At 65.8% G+C, this 26,716-nt stretch carries 29 protein-coding genes and 1 tRNA gene; 14 read left to right on the forward strand and 16 right to left on the reverse strand.

Annotation, left to right across the window (positions count from 1 at the left end; translation table 11 throughout):
• Window positions 1–3 precede the first annotated feature (3 nt).
• The 4 genes from cysS to J2X98_RS14345 form a co-directional block, all read right to left on the reverse strand.
• Complete coding sequence (gene cysS / locus J2X98_RS14330) at window positions 4–1,470, reverse strand: cysteine--tRNA ligase (RefSeq protein WP_307309354.1); 1,467 nt, start codon at window positions 1,468–1,470, stop codon at window positions 4–6.
• Window positions 1,471–1,491: 21 nt separating this feature from the next.
• Window positions 1,492–1,980, reverse strand: a complete 489-nt coding sequence (gene ispF / locus J2X98_RS14335) for a 2-C-methyl-D-erythritol 2,4-cyclodiphosphate synthase (protein WP_373460895.1) — start codon at window positions 1,978–1,980, stop codon at window positions 1,492–1,494.
• An 8-nt stretch (window positions 1,981–1,988) separates the two neighbouring features.
• Window positions 1,989–2,771: a 2-C-methyl-D-erythritol 4-phosphate cytidylyltransferase gene (gene ispD, locus J2X98_RS14340; RefSeq protein ID WP_141943663.1), complete on the reverse strand. Its 783-nt coding sequence runs from the start codon at window positions 2,769–2,771 to the stop codon at window positions 1,989–1,991.
• 120 nt (window positions 2,772–2,891) lie between these two features.
• Entirely contained in the window at window positions 2,892–3,374 is a 483-nt protein-coding gene (locus J2X98_RS14345) for a CarD family transcriptional regulator (protein ID WP_011690592.1), read from the reverse strand.
• A gap of 271 nt (window positions 3,375–3,645) precedes the next feature.
• Here J2X98_RS14345 and J2X98_RS14350 point away from each other — a divergent pair, with 271 nt between their 5' ends.
• Window positions 3,646–4,221 carry a hypothetical protein gene (locus J2X98_RS14350; protein WP_307309530.1) on the forward strand — a complete coding sequence of 192 codons (576 nt, stop codon included), beginning with the start codon at window positions 3,646–3,648 and terminating at the stop codon, window positions 4,219–4,221.
• Window positions 4,222–4,306: 85 nt separating this feature from the next.
• Here the strand turns inward: J2X98_RS14350 and J2X98_RS14355 are convergent, their stop codons facing one another.
• Window positions 4,307–4,987 (reverse strand): response regulator transcription factor, encoded by a 681-nt coding sequence (locus J2X98_RS14355; protein WP_141943665.1) that lies wholly within the window; start codon window positions 4,985–4,987, stop codon window positions 4,307–4,309.
• Window positions 4,984–6,246, reverse strand: a complete 1,263-nt coding sequence (locus J2X98_RS14360; protein ID WP_307309533.1) for a sensor histidine kinase — start codon at window positions 6,244–6,246, stop codon at window positions 4,984–4,986. Before J2X98_RS14360 ends, J2X98_RS14355 begins: the two co-directional genes overlap by 4 nt.
• A 205-nt stretch (window positions 6,247–6,451) precedes the next feature.
• Between J2X98_RS14360 and phoU the strand changes: the two genes are divergently transcribed.
• Window positions 6,452–7,114: a phosphate signaling complex protein PhoU gene (gene phoU, locus J2X98_RS14365; protein ID WP_141943667.1), complete on the forward strand. Its 663-nt coding sequence runs from the start codon at window positions 6,452–6,454 to the stop codon at window positions 7,112–7,114.
• Window positions 7,115–7,260: 146 nt separating this feature from the next.
• Here phoU and J2X98_RS14370 read toward each other — a convergent pair whose 3' ends face one another.
• Window positions 7,261–8,007 carry a phosphoglyceromutase gene (locus J2X98_RS14370; protein WP_307309360.1) on the reverse strand — a complete coding sequence of 249 codons (747 nt, stop codon included), beginning with the start codon at window positions 8,005–8,007 and terminating at the stop codon, window positions 7,261–7,263.
• A gap of 111 nt (window positions 8,008–8,118) precedes the next feature.
• Here J2X98_RS14370 and J2X98_RS14375 point away from each other — a divergent pair, with 111 nt between their 5' ends.
• The gene (locus tag J2X98_RS14375) at window positions 8,119–8,964 is read left to right on the forward strand and encodes a class I SAM-dependent methyltransferase (protein ID WP_307309362.1); all 846 of its coding nucleotides are present in this window, start codon (window positions 8,119–8,121) and stop codon (window positions 8,962–8,964) included.
• A 67-nt stretch (window positions 8,965–9,031) separates the two neighbouring features.
• Here J2X98_RS14375 and J2X98_RS14380 read toward each other — a convergent pair whose 3' ends face one another.
• Window positions 9,032–9,385 (reverse strand): DUF2516 family protein, encoded by a 354-nt coding sequence (locus tag J2X98_RS14380; protein WP_307309365.1) that lies wholly within the window; start codon window positions 9,383–9,385, stop codon window positions 9,032–9,034.
• A 9-nt stretch (window positions 9,386–9,394) separates the two neighbouring features.
• Complete coding sequence (locus tag J2X98_RS14385; RefSeq protein ID WP_307309368.1) at window positions 9,395–10,585, reverse strand: trans-sulfuration enzyme family protein; 1,191 nt, start codon at window positions 10,583–10,585, stop codon at window positions 9,395–9,397.
• A gap of 133 nt (window positions 10,586–10,718) precedes the next feature.
• On the opposite strand from J2X98_RS14385, the gene tmk reads away from it, so the two are divergent.
• The 4 genes from tmk (at window position 10,719) to J2X98_RS14405 (ending at window position 14,330) form a co-directional block, all read left to right on the forward strand.
• On the forward strand, window positions 10,719–11,426 hold the full coding sequence (gene tmk, locus J2X98_RS14390; RefSeq protein WP_141943678.1) for a dTMP kinase: 708 nt from the start codon (window positions 10,719–10,721) through the stop codon (window positions 11,424–11,426).
• Window positions 11,423–12,586 carry a DNA polymerase III subunit delta' gene (locus tag J2X98_RS14395; RefSeq protein ID WP_307309371.1) on the forward strand — a complete coding sequence of 388 codons (1,164 nt, stop codon included), beginning with the start codon at window positions 11,423–11,425 and terminating at the stop codon, window positions 12,584–12,586. Before tmk ends, J2X98_RS14395 begins: the two co-directional genes overlap by 4 nt.
• Window positions 12,583–14,151: an alpha/beta hydrolase gene (locus J2X98_RS14400; protein WP_307309374.1), complete on the forward strand. Its 1,569-nt coding sequence runs from the start codon at window positions 12,583–12,585 to the stop codon at window positions 14,149–14,151. Before J2X98_RS14395 ends, J2X98_RS14400 begins: the two co-directional genes overlap by 4 nt.
• A gap of 106 nt (window positions 14,152–14,257) precedes the next feature.
• Window positions 14,258–14,330 (forward strand) — tRNA-Thr (locus J2X98_RS14405).
• Window positions 14,331–14,601: 271 nt separating this feature from the next.
• On the opposite strand, the gene J2X98_RS14410 is transcribed toward J2X98_RS14405, so the two are convergent.
• A complete protein-coding gene (locus J2X98_RS14410) occupies window positions 14,602–15,828 on the reverse strand; it encodes a transglycosylase (RefSeq protein ID WP_307309376.1) in 1,227 nt (408 codons plus the stop codon).
• A gap of 284 nt (window positions 15,829–16,112) precedes the next feature.
• Here J2X98_RS14410 and J2X98_RS14415 point away from each other — a divergent pair, with 284 nt between their 5' ends.
• On the forward strand, window positions 16,113–16,286 hold the full coding sequence (locus tag J2X98_RS14415) for a CsbD family protein (protein WP_141943686.1): 174 nt from the start codon (window positions 16,113–16,115) through the stop codon (window positions 16,284–16,286).
• Window positions 16,287–16,421: 135 nt separating this feature from the next.
• Window positions 16,422–16,730: a hypothetical protein gene (locus J2X98_RS14420; RefSeq protein WP_141943688.1), complete on the forward strand. Its 309-nt coding sequence runs from the start codon at window positions 16,422–16,424 to the stop codon at window positions 16,728–16,730.
• A 92-nt stretch (window positions 16,731–16,822) separates the two neighbouring features.
• Here the strand turns inward: J2X98_RS14420 and J2X98_RS14425 are convergent, their stop codons facing one another.
• Together J2X98_RS14425 and J2X98_RS14430 are read right to left on the reverse strand one after the other, a co-directional pair.
• Window positions 16,823–17,758, reverse strand: a complete 936-nt coding sequence (locus J2X98_RS14425) for an FUSC family protein (protein ID WP_307309385.1) — start codon at window positions 17,756–17,758, stop codon at window positions 16,823–16,825.
• Between the two features lie 480 nt (window positions 17,759–18,238).
• Complete coding sequence (locus tag J2X98_RS14430; protein WP_141943691.1) at window positions 18,239–18,451, reverse strand: hypothetical protein; 213 nt, start codon at window positions 18,449–18,451, stop codon at window positions 18,239–18,241.
• A gap of 440 nt (window positions 18,452–18,891) precedes the next feature.
• On the opposite strand from J2X98_RS14430, the gene J2X98_RS14435 reads away from it, so the two are divergent.
• Both J2X98_RS14435 and J2X98_RS14440 read left to right on the forward strand, forming a co-directional pair.
• Window positions 18,892–19,878 carry a polysaccharide deacetylase family protein gene (locus J2X98_RS14435; RefSeq protein ID WP_307309388.1) on the forward strand — a complete coding sequence of 329 codons (987 nt, stop codon included), beginning with the start codon at window positions 18,892–18,894 and terminating at the stop codon, window positions 19,876–19,878.
• 122 nt (window positions 19,879–20,000) lie between these two features.
• Window positions 20,001–20,639, forward strand: a complete 639-nt coding sequence (locus J2X98_RS14440; protein ID WP_307309391.1) for a hypothetical protein — start codon at window positions 20,001–20,003, stop codon at window positions 20,637–20,639.
• A 52-nt stretch (window positions 20,640–20,691) separates the two neighbouring features.
• Here J2X98_RS14440 and J2X98_RS14445 read toward each other — a convergent pair whose 3' ends face one another.
• Entirely contained in the window at window positions 20,692–21,933 is a 1,242-nt protein-coding gene (locus tag J2X98_RS14445) for an NAD(P)/FAD-dependent oxidoreductase (RefSeq protein WP_307309394.1), read from the reverse strand.
• Window positions 21,934–22,060: 127 nt separating this feature from the next.
• Here J2X98_RS14445 and J2X98_RS14450 point away from each other — a divergent pair, with 127 nt between their 5' ends.
• From J2X98_RS14450 to J2X98_RS14460, 3 genes are all read left to right on the forward strand, one after another.
• The gene (locus J2X98_RS14450) at window positions 22,061–23,077 is read left to right on the forward strand and encodes a hypothetical protein (protein ID WP_307309396.1); all 1,017 of its coding nucleotides are present in this window, start codon (window positions 22,061–22,063) and stop codon (window positions 23,075–23,077) included.
• 64 nt (window positions 23,078–23,141) lie between these two features.
• Window positions 23,142–24,236: a hypothetical protein gene (locus J2X98_RS14455; protein ID WP_307309397.1), complete on the forward strand. Its 1,095-nt coding sequence runs from the start codon at window positions 23,142–23,144 to the stop codon at window positions 24,234–24,236.
• Between the two features lie 81 nt (window positions 24,237–24,317).
• A complete protein-coding gene (locus J2X98_RS14460; protein WP_141943703.1) occupies window positions 24,318–24,503 on the forward strand; it encodes a hypothetical protein in 186 nt (61 codons plus the stop codon).
• A 138-nt stretch (window positions 24,504–24,641) separates the two neighbouring features.
• Here the strand turns inward: J2X98_RS14460 and J2X98_RS14465 are convergent, their stop codons facing one another.
• The 3 genes from J2X98_RS14465 to J2X98_RS14475 all read right to left on the reverse strand — a co-directional run bounded on the left by J2X98_RS14465 (window position 24,642) and on the right by J2X98_RS14475 (window position 26,681).
• The gene (locus tag J2X98_RS14465; RefSeq protein WP_307309399.1) at window positions 24,642–25,487 is read right to left on the reverse strand and encodes an aldo/keto reductase; all 846 of its coding nucleotides are present in this window, start codon (window positions 25,485–25,487) and stop codon (window positions 24,642–24,644) included.
• A gap of 107 nt (window positions 25,488–25,594) precedes the next feature.
• Window positions 25,595–26,047, reverse strand: coding sequence for a hypothetical protein (locus tag J2X98_RS14470; RefSeq protein ID WP_141943706.1), 453 nt, complete (start codon window positions 26,045–26,047; stop codon window positions 25,595–25,597).
• A 7-nt stretch (window positions 26,048–26,054) separates the two neighbouring features.
• Entirely contained in the window at window positions 26,055–26,681 is a 627-nt protein-coding gene (locus J2X98_RS14475) for a bacterial proteasome activator family protein (RefSeq protein WP_141943708.1), read from the reverse strand.
• Window positions 26,682–26,716 lie beyond the last annotated feature (35 nt).

A 26,716-nucleotide genomic window follows, 5' to 3' on the forward strand; every position in this document is an offset into this window, starting at 1 on the left:
GGCTCAGTCCCGTTTGAGGCTCCAGGTGGCCCCGTCGGGCCCGTCCTCCACCACCACGCCGGCCTGGTTGAGCGTGTCCCGGATGGCATCGGACCTTGCCCAGTCCTTGTCAGCGCGGGCGGCTGCCCTCTCTGCAAGCTGTGCCTCCACGAGTACGCCCAGCGCTTCGGCCTCCCGGGTGCTCACCGCATCGGAGCCTGCGACGGCGTTCAATCCCAACACGTCGGTCATGAGGACCACGGCGTGCATGGCATCCCGTGCGGCGTCGTCATCGCCCTCAGCGAGGGCTGTGTTGCCTGCCCGGACAGTCTCGTGCAGGGCTGCCAGGGCACGCGGGACGTTGAGGTCGTCGTCCATGGCTTCGCAGAACGCTTCGATGCCCGGGGACGAGGAGCCGTTGTTGCCGGCCGACGGTCCGCCGTCGCCGCCAAAACGGGCCGCGGCCTTGGCCAGGAAGCCGTCAATGCGTTCGACGGCGGCCGCCGCCTCCTGCAGGGAGGTGGGCCGGTAGTCCAGCACGGAGCGGTAGTGGGCCTGGCCCAGGTAGTAGCGGACCACTCGGGGCGCCGCCAGTTCCAGCATTTCCGCCGGGCTGATGGTGTTGCCGATGGACTTGGACATTTTCTCGCCCTGGTAGGTCACCATGCCGTTGTGCATCCAGAAGTTGGCGAAGGGGTGGCCTGCCGCCTGGGACTGGGCCATCTCGTTTTCGTGGTGCGGGAAGCGCAGGTCCAGGCCGCCACCGTGGATGTCGAAAGCGGTACCGAGGTATTTGGTGACCATGGCGGAGCACTCCAGGTGCCAGCCGGGCCGGCCCGCGCCCCAGGGGGAGGTCCAGCTGGCGGTGGCAGGCTCGCCTTCCTTGGAACCCTTCCACAGCGCGAAGTCGCGGGGGTCCTTCTTGCCGCGGGGATCGGCGTCGGGCGCCGCCTGCATGTCGTCGATGTTCTGCCGGGTGAGGGCACCGTACTTGTCCCAGGAGCGGACATCGAAATAGACGTCACCGGAACCGTCCAGTGCCGGGTAGGCGTGGCCGCGGTCGATGAGCTGCTGGATCAGGGCGTGCATCTCCGGGATGTGGCCGGTCGCCCTGGGTTCGTAGGTGGGGCGGGAAACACCCAGGGTGTCGTAGGCCTTGAGGAACTCGCGCTCGTAGCGGTACGCCAGCGCCCACCACTCTTCGCGGGGCACCTCGCCGGATTCCGGGGTGAAGTCCGGTGCGAAGGAGGCCTCGGACTTGGCCAGGATCTTGTCGTCAATGTCCGTCACGTTCCGGACTACCGTGACGCGCAGGCCCCGGAATTGCAGCCAGCGGGTGAGCTGGTCGAAGGCGATTGCGGAACGGATGTGGCCCACGTGCGGCATGCCCTGCACGGTGGCACCGCAGTAATACAGGCTGACCTTGCCCTCGTCGATGGGAATGAAGTTCCGGACTTCGGCGGAGGCGGTGTCATAGAAGCGCAGGGTCACCGCTCCAGACTAACTGATGCCTTAGGACTGGCGCGGGTACACCAGGGCGGTGGCCACCGCTGAAATGCCCTCACCGCGTCCGGTGAATCCGAGGCCGTCGCTGGTAGTGGCGGTGACGCTTACCGGTGCGCCTGCAGCGTCCGAAAGAACCTCCTGCGATTCTTCCCGCCGTGGACCGAACTTGGGGCGGTTGGCCACGAACTGGACCGCTACGTTGCCGATCTCGAAACCGGCGGCCCGGACGATCCTTGCCGCTTCGGCGAGGAGGGTGGTGCCGGAAGCGCCGGCGAATTCCGGGCGGTCGGTACCAAAGTGGGTGCCGAGGTCACCAATGCCGGCTGCCGAAAACAGGGCATCTGCCGCAGCGTGCGCCACGGCGTCGCCGTCCGAATGGCCGGCCAGGCCCCGTTCTCCGGGCCACAGGAGGCCGCCGAGCCAGAGCGGGCGCGGAGCATCCTCCGGGGCCAAGGCATGGACATCGATTCCCACTCCCGTGCGCGGAAGGGTCACCTCCGGGCTCACCCCTCCACCCACCTGGCGCCGAGGGGGCCTTCCAGGAGCCCTTCGGCGAAGATCAGGTCCAGGGGCGTGGTGATCTTCAAAGATTGCGTTGATCCCCGGACCGCATAGACCGGCGTGCCAAGCACTTCGACGAGCATGGCGTCATCCGTGACGGCGGCCGCCTGCTCCTGGTCCATGGCCTGCGCGGCCTGGTGCGCCTGCAGAAGAGTATTGATCGTGAACCCTTGCGGCGTCTGCACCGCGCGCAGTTCTTCACGGCGGGCAGTGCCGGTGACAACTTCGGGCGCAACTGCGGTGCTGTCCCCCGCCGTGGTGGACACCGTCTTGATGGTGTCCACCACGGGAAGCACGGGGATGACGGCATCGGCGCCGGCCGCCAGTGCGTCAGATACCCGGTGGAAGACGGATTCGGGGGTCAACGCGCGCGCGGCGTCGTGGACCAGCACGGCTTCGATGCCCTCCATGAGCCCGGCAATGCCTGCACGGACTGAATCGGCCCGGGTGGATCCGCCGTCGACAAGGGTCAGGAGGGGACCGCCGTCGGCAAGTTCCTCGCGGAAGTCATCACATAAGCGACGCAGTCCCTGGTCGCCGGCGGGCAGCGCCACGCACACCTGGCTGGCGATGCCTGACGCGACAATTCCCCGCAGGGCATGCATCAGGATCGGCTCGCCCCCGAGCGGCACAGCAGCCTTGGGCATGCCATAGCCAAGGCGTTGCCCTGAACCGGCAGCCACGAGGATAACGGCCGCGGCCAGGCGTGGAGGTGTATCACTCATGCGGACAAGCCTACGACGCCGGCGCCCAGGTTGAGTGCCCGCGACACTGCACGGTTGCAGGCAGCGAATCCGGGCAAAAAGAAGCCCCGGCAGCACTTGCGTGCCGCCGGGGCTCAATTCTTAGGAAGCCAGGACCTCGTCGAGAACGCTTGCAGCCTTCTCCTCGTCGGTCTTCTCAGCCAGCGCCAGTTCTGAAATCAGAATCTGGCGGGCCTTGGCCAGCATACGCTTCTCGCCTGCGGAAAGGCCCCGATCGTGATCCCGGCGCCACAGGTCGCGAACAACCTCTGCAACCTTGATGACGTCACCGGAAGCAAGCTTCTCCAGGTTTGCCTTGTACCTGCGCGACCAGTTGGTGGGTTCCTCGGTGAACTCGGCACGAAGCACATCAAACACGTGCTCCAGGCCTTCCTTGCCCACTACGTCCCGGACCCCAACAAGGTCAACGTTCTCTGCTGGAACTTCAATGGTCAGATCACCCTGGGCCACCTTGAGCTTGAGATACATTTTCTCTTCGCCCTTGATGGTGCGCATCTTGATTTCTTCAATCTTCGCAGCACCGTGGTGAGGGTAAACTACTGTCTCGCCGACCTCAAATACCATGTGGACATTTCCCCTTTCCCGCAGACCAGTTTATCACGATTCAGGCATATGACCGGCCGGAGAACGGCCCCTCAACCGCGAAAATACGCGGAAAAATGGCCCAATCCACCCCCTCCACCCCCTTGACGGATGCACGGATTAGTGCATCGGGTGAGCGTTCCCACGGGGGTTGTGACGGCACCGAATCCTCGTTTGGCGCTCTTTACGGATAGGCTATGGCTGAAAAAGACTTCAAATTTCTTGAGGAGTACGTGACGTGCGTTCCACTGCGATGAACCGGGCCCAGCGCGGCAAACTGGCACTGACGGCGGCTGCCCTTGGCGCCAGCCTGCTGACAGCGGGCTGCGGTTACATCACGCCCCAGCAGACCAGCCACCAGTACTCCGCCTCGGACGGCATCCGGACGGACCTCGGTCCCCTGCAGTTGCGGAACATCCTCATCGTCTCCAACGGCGAAGACGAGCCAGGCCGCCTGATCGGTGCCGTTTACAACTCCTCCTCGAAGGACGTCACGCTTACGGTCAATGGCGCAAAGGGCTCGCAGACCCAGGTCCCGGTGAAAGCCAACTCCTACACGCTGCTCAATGACAAGTCCGACGCCGCCATTCTGAGCACCACCGGCGGCAAGCCAGGCTCCATGGTGGACGTCAAGATCAGCGAGAACGGTACAAACGTCAGCAACACGGTCAAGGTTCCCGTCCTGGACGCCACCTTGAAGGAGTACAAGGACTACGTGCCTACCCCCAGCGCCTCGGCAACGGCCACGCCGTCGTCGTCCGCTTCTGCAAGCGCAGGCGCAACCTCGAGCGCCAGCGCAACGGCCTCGGCTACCGCAACAGGCCGCTAAAGCCAGCACGGTCCGTAGGGACACAGCAAAAAGGGAGGAGCCGGCGGCTCCTCCCTTTTTGCTGTGTCCGCTCTCCGCTGCCGGTTTACGGCTCGAACTTGTACCCCAGGCCGCGGACGGTAACCAGGTAGCGGGGAGCGGATGGATCCGGTTCAATCTTGCCCCGCAGGCGCTTTACGTGGACGTCCAGGGTCTTGGTGTCGCCCACGTAATCGGAACCCCACACCCGGTCGATCAGCTGGCCGCGGGTGAGTACGCGGCCCGAGTTCCGGAGCAGCATCTCCAGGAGCTCAAACTCCTTCAAAGGAAGCAGGACCTGCTCGCCGTCCACACTCACCACGTGGCGCTCAATGTCCATGCGGACCGGGCCCGCCTGGACCGTTGAAGAGACCAGCTCCTCCGGCTCGCCCTGGCGCCGCAGCACAGCCCGGACCCTGGCCACCAGCTCACGGGAGGAGTACGGCTTGGTCACGTAGTCATCGGCGCCGAGCTCCAGGCCCACGACTTTGTCGATCTCGGAGTCCTTGGCGGTCAGCATGATCACGGGAACGCTCGATCGCTGGCGCAGCTGGCGGCATACCTCCGTGCCGGACAGGCCGGGGAGCTGCAGGTCGAGCAACACCAGGTCGGCACCGTTGCGGTCGAACTCGGTGATGGCGTCAAGGCCGTTATCCACCACCTCAACCTCGAACCCTTCCTTGCCCAGCAAATACGACAAGGGGTCGCTGAACGATTCCTCGTCCTCCACAATCAAGATCCTGCTCAAGCGTTAGCTCCTTGTTCTGTAGCGCCCGGTTCTGTTGCGCCGGCGGCGCGGGGTACCTGGGTAAGAGTTGGCGGGTCGGGTGTCTCCCGCGCGACCACCAGCGCCGCCGCTTCCGAAGCCTGGGTGCCGGCGTCGTTGTCCTGCCCTTCCATCTCGGGCAGCCGGAGGGTGAAGGTGGACCCCTGCCCGGGCTGGGACCACAGCGTCACCTCGCCGCCGTGGTTGGAGGCCACATGCTTGACGATGCTCAGCCCCAGTCCGGTGCCGCCGGTGTGGCGCGACCGGGCGGCATCCACCCGGTAGAAACGTTCGAAGACGCGCTCCTGGTCCTCGGGGCTAAGCCCCTCCCCCTGGTCCGTCACAGAGATGGAGACCAGGCCTTCCCGGGACCGTACCCCGATTCCCACCCGGGTGTTGGCCGGTGAATAGCGGATCGCGTTGTCGATCAGGTTCCGCAGCGCGGTCACCAGCAGGTCCTGGTCGCCGAACACCTTGCCGTCGGTGCGCCCACCCACCACGATGCTGATGTTCTTGCTCTCCGCGGGAAGCTGGGACCGGTCCACGGCCTCCGCGATGACGGCATTAATGTCCACGGGACCGCCTTGCTGGGTGACGCTGGCACCCTGCAGGCGGGAAAGTTCGATGATGTCCTGGACCAGGGCGGCAAGCCTGGCCGACTCCTTATGCATGCGCTTGGCGAAGCGGCGTACGGCTTCCGCGTCGTCCGCCGAGGATTCAAGCGCCTCGGCCAGCAGGGAGATGGCACCCACCGGAGTCTTCAATTCGTGCGATACGTTGGCGACGAAGTCGTTGCGGATCTCTTCGGTCCGCGTAATCTCGGTACGGTCATCGGCCAGGAGGAGGATGTATTCCTCACCCAGCATGGCCGCCCGGACCTGGACGATGATGGTCCCCTGCCCAAGCGGACCCCGGGGAAGCTCCAGCTGCTTTTCCAGGATGACGCCGTCGCGCCGGACACCGGCCGTCATGTCCAGGAGTTCCTTGTGCACCACGGTGTGCCCGCGGACCAGGCCGTACGCATACGCTGCGGGGCTGGCACGGACCACGCCGTCGACGTCGTCCAGCACCACAAAGGCGCGTCCGACGACGGCCAGCACCTCCGCAGCGCCCGCCGGCAGGGCGGGTTCTCCCGCGTCGACGTCCAGCAACTCGCGCTGCTTCTCGCTGACCCTGTAGGCAAGCACGCCGAAGGTGCCAAGCGCCAGGCCGATAAGGCCGGCAACCAGACCAATGAGCATAGGATCCACAGCTCCACTTTATGCTCATGGCTGCCGCGCCCCGCCGCCTGGGGGTGCTTCGGGCAAACGGTTCAACTAACGTTCATCTGTGTGGGCATAATCGTTTACCGGGCGATGACAAAGTGTGTGGTTAGAGCGCCCATCGGCGACACGATTCCTGCTGCCCTGGAGCGGCCGGCGGGAGTTCCAAGGAAAGGACGCCTACGTGCGTAAGGTTTTTCAGGAAGAACTCACCCAGGTCGGTGACCAGCTGGTGGAGATTTCCCGGCTCGTCAGCGAAGCGATGGACAAGGCCACCACCTCATTCCAGGTGGCGGACGTGGACCTCGCCCAGGATGTCATCGCAGCCGATGCGCGCATTGACTTCCTGCAGAACAGCCTTGATGAGCGGGCCATCGACATCCTGGCGCTGCAGGGTCCCGTCGCCAGCGACCTGCGCATGATCGTGGGTTCCCTCCGGATGAGCGCGTCCCTGGAGCGGATGGGCGACCTGGCTCGCCACATCGCCCAGCTCGCCCGCCTCCGCTACCCCTCCACCGTGATTCCGGCGTCCATGACGGAGACCTTCAACAAGATGGCCGAACTGGACCAGGAGATCGCCGACAAGCTGACGGTCCTGCTGGAGAGCCGCGACCTGGAGGTGGCCCGGGACATCCTGAAGGCCAATACGGCCATCAACGATCTGCACCTGAGCGTCTTCAAGGCCATCGCTGCTCCCGAATGGTCCGAGTCCCCCGCCACCACCGTGGACGTGGCCCTCGCAAGCCGCTACTTCGAGCGGTTCGCGGACCATGGCGTTTCCGTTGCCCAGAAGGTGACCTATCTGGTCACCGGTGCGTGGCAGCCGAACGCCACTGAGCACAGCTGATCCCACTTCGGGTAAAAACCGACGGCGGGCTGGTCACCAAGGTGACCAGCCCGCCGTCGTCGTTTCACATTTGACGCAGCGCGTTCTTCGGCCGGAGTGCGTCTAAGGGAGGAACGACCGAGCACCCGGCGAAGAACCGCGAAGTCTTACTTCTTGCCCTGGTTGGCCACCGCAAGAATGGCCTGCTCGGCGGCCTCGGGATCGAGGTAGGTGCCGCCGGGCTTGACCGGCTGGAAGTCCTCATCCAGTTCGTAGACCAGCGGGATGCCGGTGGGGATGTTGAGGCCGGCGATCGCCTCGTCACTGATGCCGTCAAGGTGCTTCACCAGCGCACGGAGCGAGTTGCCGTGGGCCGTGACCAGGACGGTCTTGCCGGCCTTGAGGTCTTCCTTGATGTCCGATTCCCAGTACGGGAGGAGGCGCACCAGGACATCCTTCAGGCACTCGGTGCGCGGGAGGGCGTCCCCCAGGTCCGCATAACGGGGGTCATGGGCCTGCGAGAACTCGGAGTCATCGGACAGGGGCGGCGGCGGGGTGTCATAGGAGCGGCGCCATTCCATGAACTGCTCTTCACCGAACTCGGCCAGGGTCTGCGCCTTGTCCTTGCCCTGCAGGGCCCCGTAGTGGCGTTCGTTAAGGCGCCAGTCACGCTTGACCGGGATCCAGCCGCGGTCGGCTTTGTCCAGGGCAATGTTGGCGGTGTTGATGGCCCGCTTCAGCAGGGAGGTGTAGAGAATGTCCGGCAGGATGTTGTTTTCCACCAGCAGTTCACCGCCACGCGCTGCTTCCGCGCGCCCCTGGTCGTTCAGGTCGACGTCCACCCAGCCGGTGAACAGGTTCTTTGCGTTCCATTCGCTGTGGCCGTGGCGCAGCAGAATCAGCTTGTAAGTCATGATTTTCATCCTAGCCGAGCAGCGTTGCGGGCCGCCCAGCGTTACAAGGCCGGGCGATCCGGGACCCCTGCGATTGCGGCCCCTCCCCCGCCCTGGCGATAGGGTGGGGCGGTGGTTCAAAAGGCTGAACGGGTCAACGCCCCGCAACTTTCCGGCAGGACATCCGATGCCAGGCAAGGGCGCCCGGTGGGCAACGTAACCCGCGGCACCACCAATCCCAACCGCATGCGCCGGGTGGACCGCTGGCTGACCGGGCCCCAGGCCTGGCGGCTGCGGCGCGCATCAGACCCTCTGGTCGTGGACCTGGGCTACGGCGCAACGCCGGCCACCGCCGTCGAACTTCATGAAAGGCTCGCCGTGATCCGCCCGGACGTCAAGGTCTGCGGAATCGAAATTGAGCCGGACCGGGTCCGTGCGGCACTTCCGCTGCAGCGGCCCGGGCTGACCTTCCACGTGGGCGGCTTTGAACTGCCCGTCCCGGGGCGCCCTGTACTGGTCCGGGCATTCAATGTCCTCCGTCAGTATGAGGAGGACGATGTTCCCGGTATCTGGCGGCTGGTGCAGGACCGGCTGGCCCCTGATGGGCTGTTCGTCGACGGTACGTGCGACGAGATCGGACGGCGCGTGACCTGGGTTGCACTCGACCAGGACCGGCCGTTGTCCCTGGGCATAGCGGTCCGGTTCGGAAGCTTCGACCTGCCTTCAGTCGTGGCCGAACGGCTTCCCAAGGCACTGATCCACCGAAACGTCCCCGGTGAACGGATTCATGCCTTCCTGCAGGCAATGGACCGTGCGTGGCTTGAGAGTGCGCCGCTTGCATCCTTTGGCAACAGACAACGCTGGGTGGGCATGTGCCGGAGCCTGCGCGATGCCGGGTGGCCCGTCCAGGACGGTCCGGCCCGTTGGCGGCTGGGTGAGCTGACGGTGGATTGGGAGTCTGTGGCGCCCCTGGATTAGGCGTTCCTGTGCCCACGCTGGCAGGGATCCCTGCGCGACCTTGCTTAGCGGAGGGAGCCGGTGGGGATCACCAGGGGCCGTAGGGACCCATGTTGCGGCTGCCGCCGCGGCCTGCGTCCTTTACGGCCGGCCGGACATCGGCAAGGTAGACGGAGGCGGCAACCACTGCCGCCAGTCCGAACAGGCCGAGGGTGCTGAAGAGGCCTCCGCCGGCCCCGAACAGCGAAATGACGCCAACCAATGCCGAAGCGCCGGTGAGGGCGAGCCAGAACGTCTTGGTCCGCTTGCCGGTCGCTTCGAAGGCGTTCGGTTTGTGCCGGGCACAGTCGACAAACGCCCACAACTCAAGCCCCAGGGCCACGAGGCCGAGGATGAAGAACACTGCCTGTTCTACGTACGCAATGATTATTCGACCGTCCACAAGCCCAGCCTAGCCGTCCAGCGTGTCCAGCGCCTGCTTCAGGTCGGCCCAAAGGTCCTCAACGTTTTCCACCCCAACGCTCAGGCGCACCAGGTTCTCCGGCACGCTGGCGGGTTCGGCCGAGTGCCGGCGCCGGCGTTCGATCAGGGACTCGACGCCGCCAAGGGAGGTGGCGGGCAGCCAGAGGCCAAGCGCCTGCACCAGTTTGTCGGCGGCGTCGGCCCCGCTCAGGCCTGCCGCAGGGGCCACCTGGATGCAGATTATGGAGCCGAACCCCTTCATCTGCTCCTTGGCGCGGATGTGCCCGGGATCGGTGCTGAGGCCGGGGAACCGGATGGATTCGATGGCGGGGTGCGTGGCAAGGCGTTCGGCCAGGACCATGGATGACTCCTGGGACCGTTCCACCCTCAGCGCGAGGGTCCGCAGCCCGCGCAGCGCCAGCCACGCTTCGAAGGGACCGGCGATGGCGCCATGGATGATGCGGTGGTGGAGCAGGGCGGCCCGGATCTCCGGGTTGGAGGTGACCAGCGCACCGAGGACGACGTCGGAGTGGCCGGCCAGATACTTGGTCACCGAATGGAGGACGACGTCGGATCCGAGCAACAGGGGTTGCTGCACCAAGGGTGTGGAGAAGGTGTTGTCTGTGACAACAACCGCGCCTGCCGCGTGTGCGGCCGCTGCCACGGCCGTCATGTCTGCAATGCCCAGCATGGGGTTGGTGGGGCTCTCCAGCCAGAGCATGGACGCGGCTTTGCCCGACGGGCCGCCCGGAGTGAGTGCTTCCTTGACGGCGTCGGTATCGGCAATGTCAACGGTCCGGAGCTCGATGAAGCCCTTTTGGGCGAGTTCCGAGGCCATCACCAGGGAACCGGAGTAGCTGTGGTTGGGCATGACCAGCACGCCGCCGGCAGGAACCAGGGACAGCGCCGAATTGACCGCCGCCAGACCAGAGGCGTAAAGCAGGCCGGGCAGCGCGGAACCTTCCAGCTGGCCCAGCGCCTCTTCGAAGGGATCCCAGGTGGGGTTGGAGTAGCGGCCGTAACCCCGGTCGCCGTCGCCGAGCGGACCCGTCCCGAAGTAGGTGGAGGAAAGGGTAATGGGCGGATTGACCGGCTGGTCCCTTTCCCGCGGCGGACGCCCAGCCGCCACCACCACAGTCTCGGGTGAAAGGGACGCGGCCTGGTGCTCGGAAAGACTCATGCTCAAAAGATTACTGTTCCTGCCGATTAGGCCGGAAAGCAGTGTCGCTTTGTGGACGCCGGTACATCCACCCGTCCTGCACAGGGTATGTACCAAGGCCAAAAATGTCGCTATGCCTCGGTAGGCTTGAGAAGTGAACAAACAGAAGGCCGGGGTATTCATCGCATTCGAAGGTGGCGATGGCGCCGGCAAGTCCACCCAGGCGGCCCGGCTCGCGGGATCACTGGAGTCCCGTGGCTACACCGTGCTCCGCACCCGGGAGCCCGGCGGAACCCCTGTTGGCGAAAAACTGCGCTCGCTGGTGCTGGACCACGGCAACGGCGAGATCGATGCCCACACCGAAGCCCTCATCTTTGCCGCTTCCCGCGCGGCCCACGCCACGCAGGTCATCCGCCCGGCACTTGCCCGCGGCGACATCGTCCTGACAGACCGGTACATCGACTCGTCCGTGGCGTATCAGGGCGCGGGCCGCGGCCTCGGCCAGGACGCAGTGCAGTCGCTCAATGAGTGGGCCACCTCGGGCCTCCAGCCACACCTTACTGTCCTCCTCGACGTTGATCCGCAGCTGGGGCGGCGGCGCCGCACCGCCGGCCAGTCGGCCGAAGACCGCCTCGAGTCGGAGGCGGACGAGTTCCACATCCGCATCCGCGACGCTTTCCTCAGCCTCGCAGCGGACCGCCCAGCCGCATACCTGGTTCTCCCTGCCCAGTTGCCGGTCGATGAACTGGCGGGGCGAATCCTCGCCCGGGTTGATGTCCTGCTCGGTACTCCTGTCCCGGCAGAAGGGAAGGAAACTGCACCGGCAGTCCCGGAAGCCGGTGTAAAGGGCAGCAGGCCATGACCGTCTGGGATGACCTTCAGGGCCAGCCGGCCGTCGTCGAGCAGCTGCGCCAGGCCGCCGGCAGCGACAGCCTCACCCATGCCTGGCTGTTTACCGGGCCGCCCGGCTCCGGGCGCTCGAACGCCGCCAAAGCCTTCGCAGCGGCGCTGAACTGCGACCAGGAGGACGTGAGCCTGCGCGGGTGCGGACAGTGCCACGCCTGCCACACGATCCTGGGCGAAACCCACTCCGACGTGACTTTCGTGCGTACCGAAAAAGTCACCATCACCATCGACGAGGCCAGGGAACTGGTGGCTGCAGCCGGAAACCGGCCGTCGTCGGGGCGCTGGCGGATCATCGTGGTGGAGGACGCGGACCGCATGGCCGAACGCACCACCAATGTACTGCTCAAGGCCATCGAGGAACCCACGCCCCGGACGGTGTGGATGCTGTGTGCGCCCTCCCCGGCCGATGTCCTGGTCACCATCCGGTCCCGCTGCCGCAGCGTCGCCCTGCGGCTGCCGCCTGCGGCCGATGTTGCAGCCCTGCTGGTCCGGCGCGACGGCGTTGACCCGGCCCTCGCCGAACAGGCTGCCCGGGCAGCGCAAAGCCACGTGGGCATCGCCCGCCGGCTGGCACGGGATCCCGCAGCACGGGAACGGCGGCTGGAGACAGTCCGCTTTCCGCTCGGGCTGCGCGGTGTCACGGCTGCGGTCATGATGGCGGACAAGCTGGTCAAGATCGCCACCGCGGAGGCCAACAGCTCCAATGAGGAACGGGACGCCGCAGAGAAGGCCGCGCTGTTGGCCACCCTTGGGGCACCCGAGTCCGGGACGCTGCCGCCGGCCATGCGCAGCCAGGTGAAGCAGCTCGAGGACGACCAGAAGCGGCGGGCCAAGAGGTCCATCACGGACTCGTTGGACCGCACGCTCACGGACCTGCTGTCCTTCTACCGGGACGTACTGATCATCCAGCTCGGGAACGCGGTGGAATTGGTCAACCTTGAACTGAGGAGCGAGCTGGAGGAATTCGCCGCCCGCAGCACTGCCGAGACAACGCTGGCCCGCATGGACGCCATCAACAAGGCCCGTGAACGTATCACCACCACCAACGTAGCCCCGCTGCTGACCATTGAGTCCATGGCGGCCAGCCTGATCCAGCCTTCCAAGGAGACCCGATGACTGCCCGCCCCCTGCCCGCGCCACCCAGGTCCCTTGCAGTCACAGTCCGCGCCCTCGGTGCCATGGTCCTGGCTATGGTCCTGGCCTCATGCAGCCTGCTCAACAGCGGCGACAAGAACCCGCCGCAGGCGGCCACCGCCAAGGCCGATCCCTCCATCGTCGCGTCCGCGCCTGCCGGACTGGAAAAGTTCTACTCGCAGGAGGTCGTGTGGCAGCCCTGTGAGGGGGAATTCCAGTGCGCCAAGGTGACCGTCCCCATGGACTACGCCAACCCCGGCGGTGACACCATCCAGCTTGCCGCGCTGCGGGCACCCAGCACGGGCAAGAAGACCGGCAGCCTCCTGGTTAATCCCGGCGGTCCGGGCGCATCCGGGTACGACTTTGTCAAGGACGCGGCGTCAACCCATTTTTCCGCTGCCGTCCGCAACGCCTACGACCTTGTGGGATTCGATCCGCGCGGCGTGAAACGGTCCGCTCCTGTCACATGCATGACAGACGCGGAACGTGACGCAGCCCGGGCGAAGATCTATGCCCTCCAGACCGATTCCGGACTGGCGGCGGCCCTGGCTGACAACAAGGCAATTGCCGCCCAGTGCGCTGCACAAACGGGCCCCGTTCTGGGGCACATCGACACCGTGAGCGCAGCCAAGGACCTGGATGTTCTCCGCGCCGTGGTAAACGACGCCAAGCTGAACTACTTGGGCTACTCCTATGGCACGTTCCTGGGTTCCACCTACGCTTCGCTCTTCCCGGACAACGTGGGCCGGATGGTCCTCGACGGAGCCCTCGACCCATCCATCAGCAATGAGGACCTGACCAGCGGGCAGGCCCGCGCGTTCGAGAAAGCGCTCCACAGCTACGTGGCCAACTGCCAGAAGCAGGGCAAATGTCCCCTGAGCGGGGACGTGGATTCCGGAGTACAGCAGATCCGGGACCTCATCGCCGCCGTCGAGCAGACACCCCGCACCGCGAAAGACGGGCGCCTGGTAAATGCCACCATGTTCGTCAGCGGGCTCATCACCCCGCTTTACAACGACCAGAGCTGGCCCGCCCTTACCCAGGCACTTGAGGCTGCGATGTCCGGAGACGTCAGCCTCATGCTCAGGCTTGCCGATCTTGGGGCAGACCGCGGGCCCGACGGAAAGTACACGTCCAATTCGACGTTCGCGTTCAACGCGATCAACTGCCTCGACTACCCCATGGTCTCCGACACCGCAGGCATGCGCGCCGAAGAAAAGCGGTTGGAACAGGACTCCCCCACCCTCGGCTACTACTTCGCCTACGGCGGGACCACCTGCGCTGACTGGCCCTACAAGAACGTGCGTACGCCCGCTCCTGTGGAATACAGCGGAGGTTCCCCCATCGTGGTCGTCGGCACTACGGGTGATCCAGCCACCCCTGTCGACTGGGCGGCGTCGCTGCGCAAGCAGTTGGGGAATGCTTCGCTGCTGACCTGGCGCGGCGAAGGGCATACCGCTTACGGCCGCGCCAACAGCTGCCTGGATGACGCGGTGGACAACTACCTGGTCGGCGGCAAGCTTCCGGCCGACAACACGGTCTGCTGACCACTCCAACGCCTTGGGCAGGCCCCATTTTGACCGGGGCGAGGAGACTCTATTACAGTTGACTCTTGCATGAAGGGACCGGCTCCGCCGGGAAATTTCACGCGGTGCTTCCTTAGCTCAGTCGGTAGAGCGTTTCACTCGTAATGAAAAGGTCATCAGTTCGATTCTGATAGGAAGCTCGGGATAAACCCCGGACAGCCCCTTGTTTTAGGGGTTTCCGGGGTTTTTCGCTGGTTAACGGGTGGCCTTCAAGTGCGGGGCTGGGCACACTTTCGGCACCGTTTCGCCTCTTTTCGCTTGCCGTTCCCATTGCGAGGTGCGCGGGACTTCCTCAACAGAACGCATCGTCCCGAATGCCACGCCCATGGATGGATCCAGGCCGCGGGAGAATCCTGCTTTCGATACCGTGGCCCGGGCGCTACTTAGGCCGCGGGCACGGAAAAGCTCAGCTCAGTACCAGTTGTTGGACATTTCGTGATCCCAGGCTCCGCAGGGGGAGCCGTACCGCGCCGCGATGTATCCAAGCCCCCAGTTGATCTGGGTACGGTAGCTGGTCAGCCAATCAGCCCCGGTGGAGGAATACTTCTCCGGTGGAAGGGCCTGCGCGACACCGTAAGCTCCGCTGGAGGGGTTTGTTGCGTTAGTCATCCAGCTCGATTCCTGATTCCACAGCTTGAGCAGGCAGGTCATCTGGTCCCCGCCCCATCCGTGCGCACCTAACTGGCTGGAAGCGTAAGCCTGTGCACCAGCGGGATCATTGACCGCCCCGCCGGGAATGTTCGGCAGCAGCACGTCTTCCTGGGGGTGGACCGGGGACGGGGCAGTCGGGGCCGCGGCCTTGGCGGCCTCGGCCGCCGCTGCGGCTGCCGCCGCCGCTGCTTCTGCTGCACGCTGGCGGGCGGCCTGCTGCGCCTCATAGGCGGCCTCGGCCTCTACCCCGGCACGGTAGTTCTCTTCGATGGCGGCGCTGGTGTCCTTCAATGTCGCCAGCTGTGCGTTGAGGGTGTCACTATGCGCCGTTTCCTCGGCCACCTTCTGCTGCGCGTCCCGTTGCGCGTCCTGCGCGGCAACAAGTTTTGATTGGGCATCGTCGGCAAGCCGCTGGTTCTCAGCCTGCACCACTGCCTGCTGCGCATCGAGGGACGAGGCAACCGCCTCCGCGGCGCGCGAACTAGCGTAGAGATCGGTGGTCCGCTGGGTAACGATCTGCAGGACGTCCAGCTTCTGCAGCCCGTCCGGGCTCTGTAAAGTATTCATCACCGTCAGGGGTCCCAGGTCGTTTCCGCCTGTCATGTAGTCCTGGGCCGCGAGGGCTCCTGCTTGCCGCTTCAGCTTTGCTGCGATTGCATGCGCCGTGTCGGTCTTGTCCTTGAGGGCGCTCAGCTTCGCGGTGGAGGCGTCAAGCTCGTTGCGCGCCAGGGCGTAGGCCTGACCCGCTTTGACCGCCGCGGCCCCGAGCGCGGAAGCCTGTTGCTCCAGTCCGTTCAGAAGATCGTTGATTTTTTGGATCTCGGCACTCTTGGCGTCGGCATTGGCCCGGGCGGCCTGGACGTCGGCCCACGACGGGTAGCCGGAGGGCGGCGCATCGTCTGCGCTGGCCGTCGGCACGGCAGTGACCGCCAGCAGAGCGGCGGTCGTCAATGCCGCACAGATTTTGCTGGCGGATACTTTGCGCATGAGTGTGAATCTGGGCATATCCCTTTGAGCCTACTGGGTTACCCAATCACAGCTGGGACCGGCCGGGGTGTCGCACCCCGGGAGGCCCTCCCGATGATCGGCATTATCGCTGCCTGCACCCATCCTGGGCACCGGCAGGGGTACTTGGGACGACATATGAAAAGCAGCAGCGAATTGTGCTGCCGGCGACCAAATCACCCCAGGGACTTGCGTTCCAATTCCTAAGCATGCTTAGTATGGGTATAGCCGAATGCGAACGGCTACCAACCAGAGGAGGAAACACCATGGGATTGGGCGACAAGATTGAGAACGCCGCCGAGAAGGCCGGCGGCAAGGGCAAGGAAGCGGCCGGCAGCGCCACAGGCGATGAAAGCCTGAAGGCCGAAGGCCAGGCTGACCAGGCCAAGGGCGACGTGAAGCAGGCTGGCGAAAAGGTCAAGGACGCCTTCAAGGACTGACAGGCATACCGGGAAGGGCGCGCTCAGCGAACGGGGCGCGCCTTTTCCGTGCCCCGCTTCTGACAGACAGATGGCTGGGCTAGGATCCCCTCAACCCGGGAATCGGTCCGGGTTGAACTGTTTGGGGGAACAAGAGTGAAACGCTCGACCGGCTTTGGGCGCATCGGGCACGGGAGGCGGGCAGTGGGACTGGGCGGCGCAGCCCTGCTGGCTTCGGCAACGCTGTCGGGCTGCACGACAGCCTCTTCCATCCAGGCGAGCCCGCCAGCAGCACCGGTCAGTCCTCTCCCCGTCTTCGGCCTCATGAGCGCCGTCTTCGCGATCCTCACCGTCGCGCTGGGTGTCCTGGCGGCGTACGCCCTGGTCCTGCTCATCATGTTCCTGCGGCTGCGCATCGCCGAACTCAGGCGGACCGCGCCGCCGAAGAACAAGCCCCAGGACTGACGGCTGCCACGACGCAGATCAGGCGCCCGGCCACGAACCCCGCGTGGTGCAGACGGACCGGCAGGGCATTCCCGCCTCCGTTGCCTCTCCGGTCAGCTCGACCGCAGCCTGCCACGGCCAAGGAGGAGGACGGCGACAACCATGCCGATGATGGCGCCGATCAATGTTTCAAGTCCGCGGTCCCTAATCAGGGTGCCCGGATCCATCGGGTGCGCCAGGAACGTCATGATCAAAATCAGGGGTGTAAAGAATACCAGCGCCAGGCCGTAGTGCCGAGTCATGAACAGCTCGGAGGGGAACTGCAACGCGGCAATGCATACCACCAGAAGCACTGCGGCAGGGTGTTGGTACAGGATCAGCGCCGTTACGCCCAGGCCCAGGAACGTTCCCAGGATCCGATTGAGTCCACGCCGGATACGACCGGCAAAATCTGCGCCGGCAAGGGGTACAGCAGCGGCTGCCATAGCCCAGTACCCATGGCCGTTCCCGGTGAGTTGTCCAGCAGCGCCGGCCGCACCGACCGCCAGGACGTAGGCGAGGGCGTGAAGCAAGGCTACGCGGAGCCTGGCCCCCCTAAGCACCGGCACAACCCGCCGGACCCCGGCCTCCCAGGACGGTCGTCGACGCGCCCAGCCGGCGAAACCGACCGCAACCGAGAACGCAGCAGCTACTGCTGCCACCGCGACAACGTCCAGCACCGGGGCTATCGGCGGAACGGACGCGCAGGCACCGAGGGCGAAGATGCAAAAGAACGGGCCGACGGGTTTCAGGTTTGCCCGGTCTGCCGCCAAGGACGCGACCCCGGCGGCCAGCGGCTCGATAGCCAGGAGGCCCAGCGGGCCGGCATGCGTTGCTGCAAGCACGGCACCGACCGCGACCCCTGAGACGAGCAGGACCGCGGCCGTCAACTGGTGGAACAAACGCAGCTGGTGGCGTTCATCCCTTCCGTACATTCCAGTGAAAGCGCCGAAGACTGCGTAGATGGAAAGGTCCGGCCGGCCCATGGCCAGCAGAACTAACAAAGGCACCGCGACGCTGACCCCGACCCGGAGCGCCGAAAGATGATCGTTCGTCGCCGGACTGAGTGCAAAGTATTCGCCAGGAAACCTCGCCGCGCGCCGCGCCATACTTCTGCAACTCCTCGCTGTTCGCGGATGACCGGCCCCGCGCGGGCAGCCACTCCGTCAGCTCCAACGTACCCGGGCGCGCTCCCGGCCAGACCGTTCCACCGCAAATGTAACCAAGCTCTCCCCCTGACCGACCGGCCCTGCCGTTTCTCCGGCCGGATGAATGAGCAAAAGCGGCTGGGCGCGGCGATGGCGTCCGTATCGAAATCGAGGGGATCGGCGCATTGACGAACACGCCCGTCTAACCGGGAAAGAAACCAGGCCCGGGGAAACTCAGGGAGCAGCCTGAACTGGTCTCCGGAAGTCTTAACCGGCTATCCCAGTCCCGCTCCCGGGAAAGGTTCAGTGGGCAGATGAAATAACCGGCCTCGTCGCGCGTGTTCAGCCGTTGCGCTCATTGACCTTTGAACGGATGAAGTCCTGGTCCTCTCGTGAGATCGGCGCCTCTCCGTGGAGGCCGGTGGGAAGGTTTTCCCCTGTCTCTTTCGAGATGACAGCGGTGATTGTCCGCGGGAGTATCTGGCAGCCCGGGTTGTCCATGAACCACTTCCGGGTGGCAGGGTCGAGGTGTCCCCAACGATCTTTGAGATTCATTGCCTGGCACTGTCTCCTTTGCTTTCCTCCCGGGGTCCACGGCCCCGGGAGCGGGCGCTCTGCCCATTCCAACGCACAACTAAACCCGGCCGGCAATTAGCCGCACAGGGGCAAAAGTCCCGGTATCCACGAAATCCAGTGGTCCTGCACCTTCCGCTCAGCGTGCCACGGTGATCTTTGTCGTTGGGAAAGCGTCAAGATAACCGGTCGCTGCGCCGGTTCCCCTCCGGTACCGCGCTCCCTGTTCCTCGCACAGGAGGAACCCTCCCCCTGTGGTCCAAGAGGTCATCCGGCAAAACGAACCGGATGCGCTGCGGCGGCCCGCATCCACGTCGGGCAAGGAATCCCCAAACGGTGGCGAAAAGCCTTTGTTACACACGACGCCGCCGCTTCAGGCCAAGGTTCAGCAAACGGCAAGGCAGCCGGGGTATCCTCCCCTCATGACCCCCCGCTTTCAGGCTGCTGTTCGGCGCCCAGACGCAGAACCGCCTGCACCGGGCAACGCACCCAGGCACCTTGGCCAGGACGGCAAAGGACCCGGCCGCAGGGCAGTCCTCCTGGCCGCCGTGCTGACATTAACGTCAGCCGTCCCGGACCTTCAGCCGCACCCAGAGCACGGGCCGGAAGCACAGGGAGGGGCGGGGGAAAATGACAACACTGCTGTCTCTTCGCCGGTCCTGGATACGGGCCCCGACGGCGATTCGCCTGCACCGGCCCGTTCCGCGCCCCCTGCGGCATCGCGGGCGCAGATCGTGGACATCTTTGGCAAGCGTCCGGCCCGCTACTGGGGCCTGGAAGCCCCCGGCGTCCTCACACGGCTATCAGCCGCGCCCCAGGGAATCGCCCTCACCTTCGACTTTTGCGGCGGTCCTGGCGGCAGCAGCCTCGACCAGGCACTGCTGGACACTCTGCGCCAGCGCCACATTCCCGCAACGCTCTTCCTGAATTCGCGGTGGATCACCGCCAACCCCGCCGCGGCCCGGCAACTGGCAGCCGATCCGCTCTTTGAAATCGCGAACCACGGCACCTCCCATAAGCCGCTGTCCACCACCGGCAACACGGCCTACGGCATCCCGGGCACCAGGAATGCCGGGGAAGTCTATGACGAGGTCATGCCCAATGACGGCGTGCTGGCAGGCATCACCGGCACGCGTCCGCGATACTTCCGGCCAGGCACGGCGTTCATGGATGACGTCGCTGTAGACATCCTGAAGGCGTTGGATGTGAAGCCAGTGGGCTTCAGCGTCAACGGCGACGGCGGCGCAACCTACCCGGCCCCCGTCGTCGCCAGGGAAGTGGGAAAGGCCCGGCCCGGGGACGTGGTGATATGCCACGGCAACCATCCCAGCGGCGGAACAGCCGAGGGCGTGAAACAGGCCGTAGACAAGCTGCTGGCGGCAGGAATGTCCTTCACCCATCTGGCCTGAGAACGTCCTGCAGCTCCGGTGGCGGGCCACGGGCTGATCCGATACGTTGAAAGGGAAGCCCTGCCCATCAGCGGTGGATGCCAGCTCACGGTCCTGCTGCTGCCACACGTTAGGAATTCCCCATGCCGGAACAGCACGACATCCCAACGACCGGCTGGGTTCTTGCCTGGGCCGACCTCCAGGAACGTCCGGCCGAGGCCGCCAGCCACGGGTTCGCCGTCGGGACCGGCGCGGAGCAGTCGTCCGAAAGCCGGGAGTACATAACGGGCTGGCCGGGCCCGGGCACGGAGGAGCTTGCAGCCAAGGCAGCGGCCGAAGGGATCCGCCTCACCCTGGTTACCGCCGAATCCGGCGCTGCGGACGGTCCGGCCCCCGGGGGCCTCACCCCGGTGTCCGAGCGGGTGCTGCTCATGGCCCCGACCGCGGAGCTGAGTGCGGGTGTGGAACTGCCTGAGAATGCGCAGGTGGCGCTGGCACCCATGGAGACGTTCGACGCCGTCGAAATCACCCTCTTTGACCGCCCCGTGGCACGGGGGCGCATCCAGGTCCGGGACGATTTCGCGGCGGTGGCCATCAGGGAGCTGCCCGAGGGGCCGGAAAAGGAGACGCTGGAACGGGCACTCTTCGCGGCCATGGCCGAAGAGGCCTTCATCCACGGCGCAGAGTACCTGCACATGGTGGTCGGACAAGAGGCCGCTGCGTCCTACGAGGCGTCGGGATGGACGGCGGCGGCCCGGCTGGTGAGTTTCGAAAAGATATGACGACGGCGGCACGGCCTCCGTGGCCCGGGCCGCCCGAGCGTCATGGCAGGAACTAGTAGGGCCTGCCCACCACTACCTGCGACGGGCTATGGGTGACGTAGCCGTTTGCCCAGGAGAACAGTGCCCGGACTTTCTGCTGGAAGCCCGGGAGCAGGGCAAGGTGGACCGCCAGCCACGATACGAATGCCAGCGGACCCTGCAGCTGCAGGCGCCGGCGGCCCAATTCCGCCACCGCTGCTCCGCGCCCCACCATGGCCATGTACCCTTTGTCCCAGTACCGGAAGGGCTCCCGCCTGCCGCCGGTCAGGTCCGCATAGATGTTACGTGCAGCCCACTTTCCCGACTGCTGGGCCACCGACCCCAGCTGGGGAAGTTTGTTGCCGTCCGCATCGGTGATGTTGGCGGAGTCGCCCAGAACGTACACGCCCTCGAGGTCAGGTGCGGTCAGGTCAGGCTGCACGTCCACCCGGCCGCCCCTGCCCTGCTTCAGGCCCGACTCAGTGATGATCCGTCCGGCCTGCAGCCCGCCCGCCCACACAACGATCCGTGCGGGGATGAGGGTCCCGTCCTTAAGGGTCACTCCGTCGGTGCGCACTTCACCCACTGGCTGGCCCATATGCAGCTGGACTCCAAGTTTTGTCAGCCGGTCCCGTGCGTAGGCCTGCGACTTCTCCGAAAAGGCAGCCAGCACATTGGGAACCATGTCCACCAGGTGGACATGGCATCGGGCTGCCAGCCCCGGTGAGAAGTACTTTGGCACGAGGTACTTGACGTTCTCCGCGAGCGCCCCGGCAGTCTCCACGCCGGTGGGGCCTCCTCCCACCACGATCACGTCAGCTTCAGCGGACGGCTCGCGGTCGGCCTCGTCCAGGGCTGCGGTAATGGCAGCGCTGAGCCGCGTTGCGTCGGCCACCGAGTACAAAGGATAGGCGTGCTCATCAGCGCCGGGGGTGTTGAAGAAGTTCGGCACCGCCCCCGTGGCGATGACCAGGATCCGCGCGCGGTAACTGGACCCGTCCGCGGTGGTGACCGTCCGGTTGGCCGCGTCAATCGCGGTCACTTCCGCAGTCAGGACGCGGACGTTATTGATCCTGCGGAACTCCGACCGGAGTGGCCGGGTGACTGCGGAAACACCAATCTGGGATGCAGCCACTTGGTAAAGGAGCGGCTGGAACTGCTGGTAGTTGTTCGCGTCGAGCAGCAGCACCCGGACGCCCTTGCGGCCCAACTCCTCAGCCGCCGCCTTTCCTGCGAAACCGCCGCCAACCACAATGACCTGGTATGAATCGTCCATTCGAGCAACATACCCCTCCCAGCCGGTGAGTAACAGGGTCCCCGGGGCGCTGCGTCACCGGGACGTTCACCGGGCTGCAGGCGCCGATGCCTGCGGGAGCCCGCCGGCAGGCACCTAAGATGGCGGCATGGAAGACGAAGCCCTGGCGGACATTGCGGACCGCCTGTATGCCGGGGCGCTGGACAACTTCGTGTCCGCCCGTGCCGCCGCGGCCAAGGAGGTGGCGCACCGGGATGAGGATTTGGCGGCGGCGGTCCGCGGCCTGCCAAAGCCGTCCGTCGCTGCGTGGGCAGTGAACATGCTTGCACGGCACCGGCCGGACGTTCTGGCGGAGCTGGGCGAACTTGGGGAGCGGATGCGGTCAGCCCAGGACTCGCTTGATGCTCCCGCCCTGCGCGAGCTGGGCCGTGAACGCCGCACCATGCTCGCCGACGCCGTGGACACCGCCCGGTCCGTCGCCCGGGAACAGGGCCGGTCCATCAGCGACACGATGGCTTCCGATGTCGAGGAAACCCTCCGGGCCCTGACGGCAGACCAAGGCGCGGCCAGCGCCGTCGGCAGCGGGCGCCTGTTGAAAGTCCTCTCTGCGGACGGCGTCAATGACGTCGACCTTGAAGGGGCGGTAGCCCTCCCCGGGCTGCTTCCGGCGCGGTCCACGGAAGACGCGGGCGCTGCCCGCCGGGCGCCGGAGACAACAGCGCCAAAGACAACTACGTCCAGGGGGCAGTCGGCAAGGGAGCCGTCAGCAAAAACGCGGACGACGGCGGCCCTTGGATCGGAACCGAAACCAGACAAGCCCCGGCTTGAGGCCGTCCGGCAGACTCCGCGAGCGGCCTCACCGCCGGCGCTCGAACGCGCCAGGGCGGCCCTGGCGGAGGCGCAGGCCGCAGAAGGGGAGGCGTCCCGGCTGGCCGCTGAACTGCAGGAGCAGGAAGAGCAAACCCGCAGCAGGATTGTGGAACTGCAGCAGGAGACAGCGGAGCTGCGCGCCCGGCTCAAGTCCGCGGAAGAAAGCCTGGAGCGCGCCCGCAAGCAGGTTGCGGGCACTTCCGCCGAAGCGAAACAGGCGAAGCGGGCGGCAGAAAAAGCCAGCCGCACAGCCATGCTTGCGCAGGAGAGGGTGCTGCGCCTGGACAACCACTAGAGTCCCATGGCTCCGGTCCGGAATCCCTCTCGCCCTGGACGGCGCCCGGACTTACTGTTGACCTATGGATGCCGCAGCAACCCGTGCTTTCGCAGTACCACCTGTTTCGGTCCACCGCCCCACAACGGCCGCTGAAGACGTCGTCACCCTCGCGGCCGGTGTCTGGCTCCTGGCCGGGACCTATGTCGACGGCTGGGCCCACAACAACCTCCGCGGGCTCGAGACCTTCTTCACCCCGTGGCACGCGATCCTCTATTCGGGCTTTGCAGCCTGTGCCGTGTGGATCGCGGCCCTCACCTGGCGCCGGCACGCCCCGGGCACCCCATGGACGGAAGCAATTCCTGCCGGATACGGGGCCGCGGTTGCCGGCGTGGTCCTCTTCCTGGCATCCGGACTGGGCGACTTCGCCTGGCATTCGGCATTCGGTATTGAACAAAACATCAGTGCCCTCTTCAGCCCGTCCCATCTGGGGCTCGCGACCGGCGGCTTCCTCATTCTCGGCGCTCCGTTCTCCGCAGCCTGGAATGCTCCCAGGCGGTCATGGCAGCAACTCATCCCCGCCGCGGTGAGCGCCATGCTCGCAGGAATGGTTGCAGCGTTCATCCTGCAGGAGTTCGCCGTCTTCGCCCGCCACGGGCTCGTCCAGACGTACGTCACCGCAGGCGGGGCCCCGCCCACGGTGACGGGCCCGACGTCGTCAAGCATCATGATCTCGCTGGCAACCTTCCTCGTCTCCACGGTGGCGCTCTTCGTTCCTGTCCTGCTGATGTCCTTGCGGTGGCGCCTGCACGCCGCGGTTCCTGCGGCCATGGTGCTGCTCCCCTCCGCGGCCCTGCAGACCATGGTGGCGCTGCGGGACGCCTGGCTTATCCCGGCAGCCCTCGCCGGTGCCCTCCTGGTGGGCCTGGTGTGGGCGCTGGTACGTCCGGTTCCCGACCGCCCGGGAAGGATCATGGCCGCGGCAGGCGTGTGCCCCATCGTGTTCTGGGGGCCCTATTTCGCAGGGGTGGCTATCCATGACGGCGCGCTCAGCTTCCCGCCTGAAATCTGGAGCGGAACACTCGTGTGGACGGGGCTTGGGATGCTCGCATTGGCTGCGCTCACACTGAAGGTACGGGGAACGGCAAGTTCCGGCCCAGTGCTTGAAGAGGGCCGGTGATCCAGGCTTTGATTGCTCCCGTCGTGACAACACGCGGCCCTGGTTCCACAGAATGTCAGACCCCGGTTGCAGACTGGATTCATGGAAAACCAGGCAGTACAGGAATTTCACGTAACGTACTTTGACGCCGATTGCGGCCGGGCCCGGGCCGAAGTCTTTGAGACGCTGGAAGAGGCGGAACGCTTCGCCTGCCGCCACTGCCACGGCGAAGACAGCTGGGCCGTGGTGGACGCCATTACCGTGGAGCACATCCAGGCGGCTGCCTGAGTTCTCCCCGGAACGCCCTCCGCGGGTCCAGGACCCTTAACGGCGTCAGCCCGTGCTGCCCGGCGATGGCCGGCAGCACGGGCTGACGTTGGTTCGGCGGCGGTTGCCGGCCGGTCGGGCCGGTGCCGCCATCGCGGTCTAGGCGAAGTCGGAGACCGCAGGATCGGCACCGATGCGGCCTTCGCCGCCGGCGGTCCGGTCCAGGTTGTTGATGGCTTCGACATCCTCGGCGTCCAAGGACACCTCGAGGGCTGCGAAGTTCTCCTTGATGCGTGACTCGGTCACGGACTTGGGAATGACCACGTTGCCAATCGCCAGGTGCCAGGCGATGACTACCTGGGCCGGGGTGGCCTGGTGCTTCTCAGCGATGGACGCGATGGTGGGGTCCTTCAGCAGCTCGCCGCCCTGCCCCAGCGGGGACCAGGCCTGGGTCAGGATGCCCTTCGACGCTGCGAACTCACGCAGTTCGCCCTGGTTGAAGTAGGGGTGCAGCTCGATCTGGTGGATGGCCGGCACTACGCCCGTTTCGTCGATGATGCGCTGCAGGCCCTCGACGGTGAAGTTGGAGACGCCAATTGACTTGACGCGGCCGCGCTTCTGGAGCTCGATCAGCGCCTTCCAGGTGTCAACGTACTTGTCCTGCTTGGGCTGCATCCAGTGGATCAGGTAGAGGTCCAGCGTTTCCAGGCCCAGCCGGTCCATGGATTCCTCGAAGGCGGCGAGGGTCGACTCGTATCCCTGGTCCGCGTTCCACAGCTTGGTGGTGATGAAGATCTGCTCCGGCGACAGGCCCGAGCCGGCGATGGCGCGGCCCACGCCGGCCTCGTTGCCATAGATCTTTGCCGTGTCGATGTGGCGGAAGCCGGCTTCGAATGCCTGGCGGACAACCTTTTCAGCCACGTCGTCCTCAACCTGCCACACACCGTAGCCGAGCTGGGGAATCGTGTTTCCGTCGTTGAAAGTCAAGGTAGGTGAAAGAGTCATGACTTCATCCTGCCAAAGCCGCCGGACCCGGCGCTGCCATTTTCGGCGCTGTCAGCCAGACGCTTAACCGGAAAGTATGCTTCCGAATTGGGAATAATCCGCTGCGGCTAAGGCAACTTGCCCCCGCGCAGCTGCCGCTCGGCGTCGTCCACCTGCTGGAAGACGGCCTCCGCACGGCGCCGGACCGACGCCGCCCCTACGGGTACGGGACCAACGGCCAGCCGAAGCATGGCTGCTGCTTCGGCCGTCGTGGCAAGTGAATTGCCCGCCTTGGACAGGGACCTATGCACGTCCGCGAGGGATGCCGGAATGTCCAGGCCGTCACTGGGCGCGCGCCGCTGGGCCTCCATGCACACCGCTCTGACCCGCTGCAGCAGGGCAGCGAGTTCATTGGCGATCTCCACCAGCTCGGCGTACAGCTGGTCATCCTCCACGCCCTCAAGCACCTGGTGGAAGCGGTCAAGTCCCCGGTGGAAGCGGTCATGGGCGCGGCGCCACAGCCCCTTGCCCAGTTCCGCGTCGTCCCTGCGCCCCTGCCTGGCAGCACTGAAAAAGCCCAAGCGGAACCTACAGGTACTGCCCCGGACCGTGGTCCGACTCGTCGCGCTGGTTGGGCGCGCCCTGCGCGGGCGGCCGTGCCCCGGCCGGCGCACGCTGCGGCTCACCGTTTTCACCGATGACGACGCCGGGCGCAATCATGGTGCCCGGCGGCAGTTGGCGAAGCTGCAGCTGTGCCGCAGCGTGTTCCCGGGCGGCGTTCTGCGCCGCGATGGCCGTCTGGATGCCATGGAACAGGCCTTCCAGCCAGCCCACCAGCTGGGCCTGGGCGATGCGGAGTTCAGCATCCGAGGGGGTGGCATTGTCGGAGAACGGCAGGTTGATCCTGTCCAGTTCAGCCACCAGCTCGGGGGCAAGGCCGTCCTCCAGCTCCTTGATGGAACGCTTGTGGATGGCTGCCAGCCGCCCCCTCGCGGCCTCGTCCAGGGGTGCGGACTTTACCTCTTCCAGCAACTGCCTGATCATGGTGCCGATCCGCATCACCTTGGCCGGTTCGTCAACAAGGTCGTGCAAGCTGCTGCGCTGCGGCCTTCCGTCCGTTCCCCGCGATGCCTGGAGCGGCGACGGGTCGTCGTCAACGGGGGTGCCTTCTACCGGGAGGTCCTCAGCTGCCTGAGTGTCATTGGGATCGCTCATGCGTTCATACTCTCATGCGCCATCGGGCCCCGGGC

It is taken from the genome of Pseudarthrobacter enclensis (assembly GCF_030811655.1).
In the GTDB taxonomy this organism is placed as follows: domain Bacteria; phylum Actinomycetota; class Actinomycetes; order Actinomycetales; family Micrococcaceae; genus Arthrobacter; species Arthrobacter enclensis_A.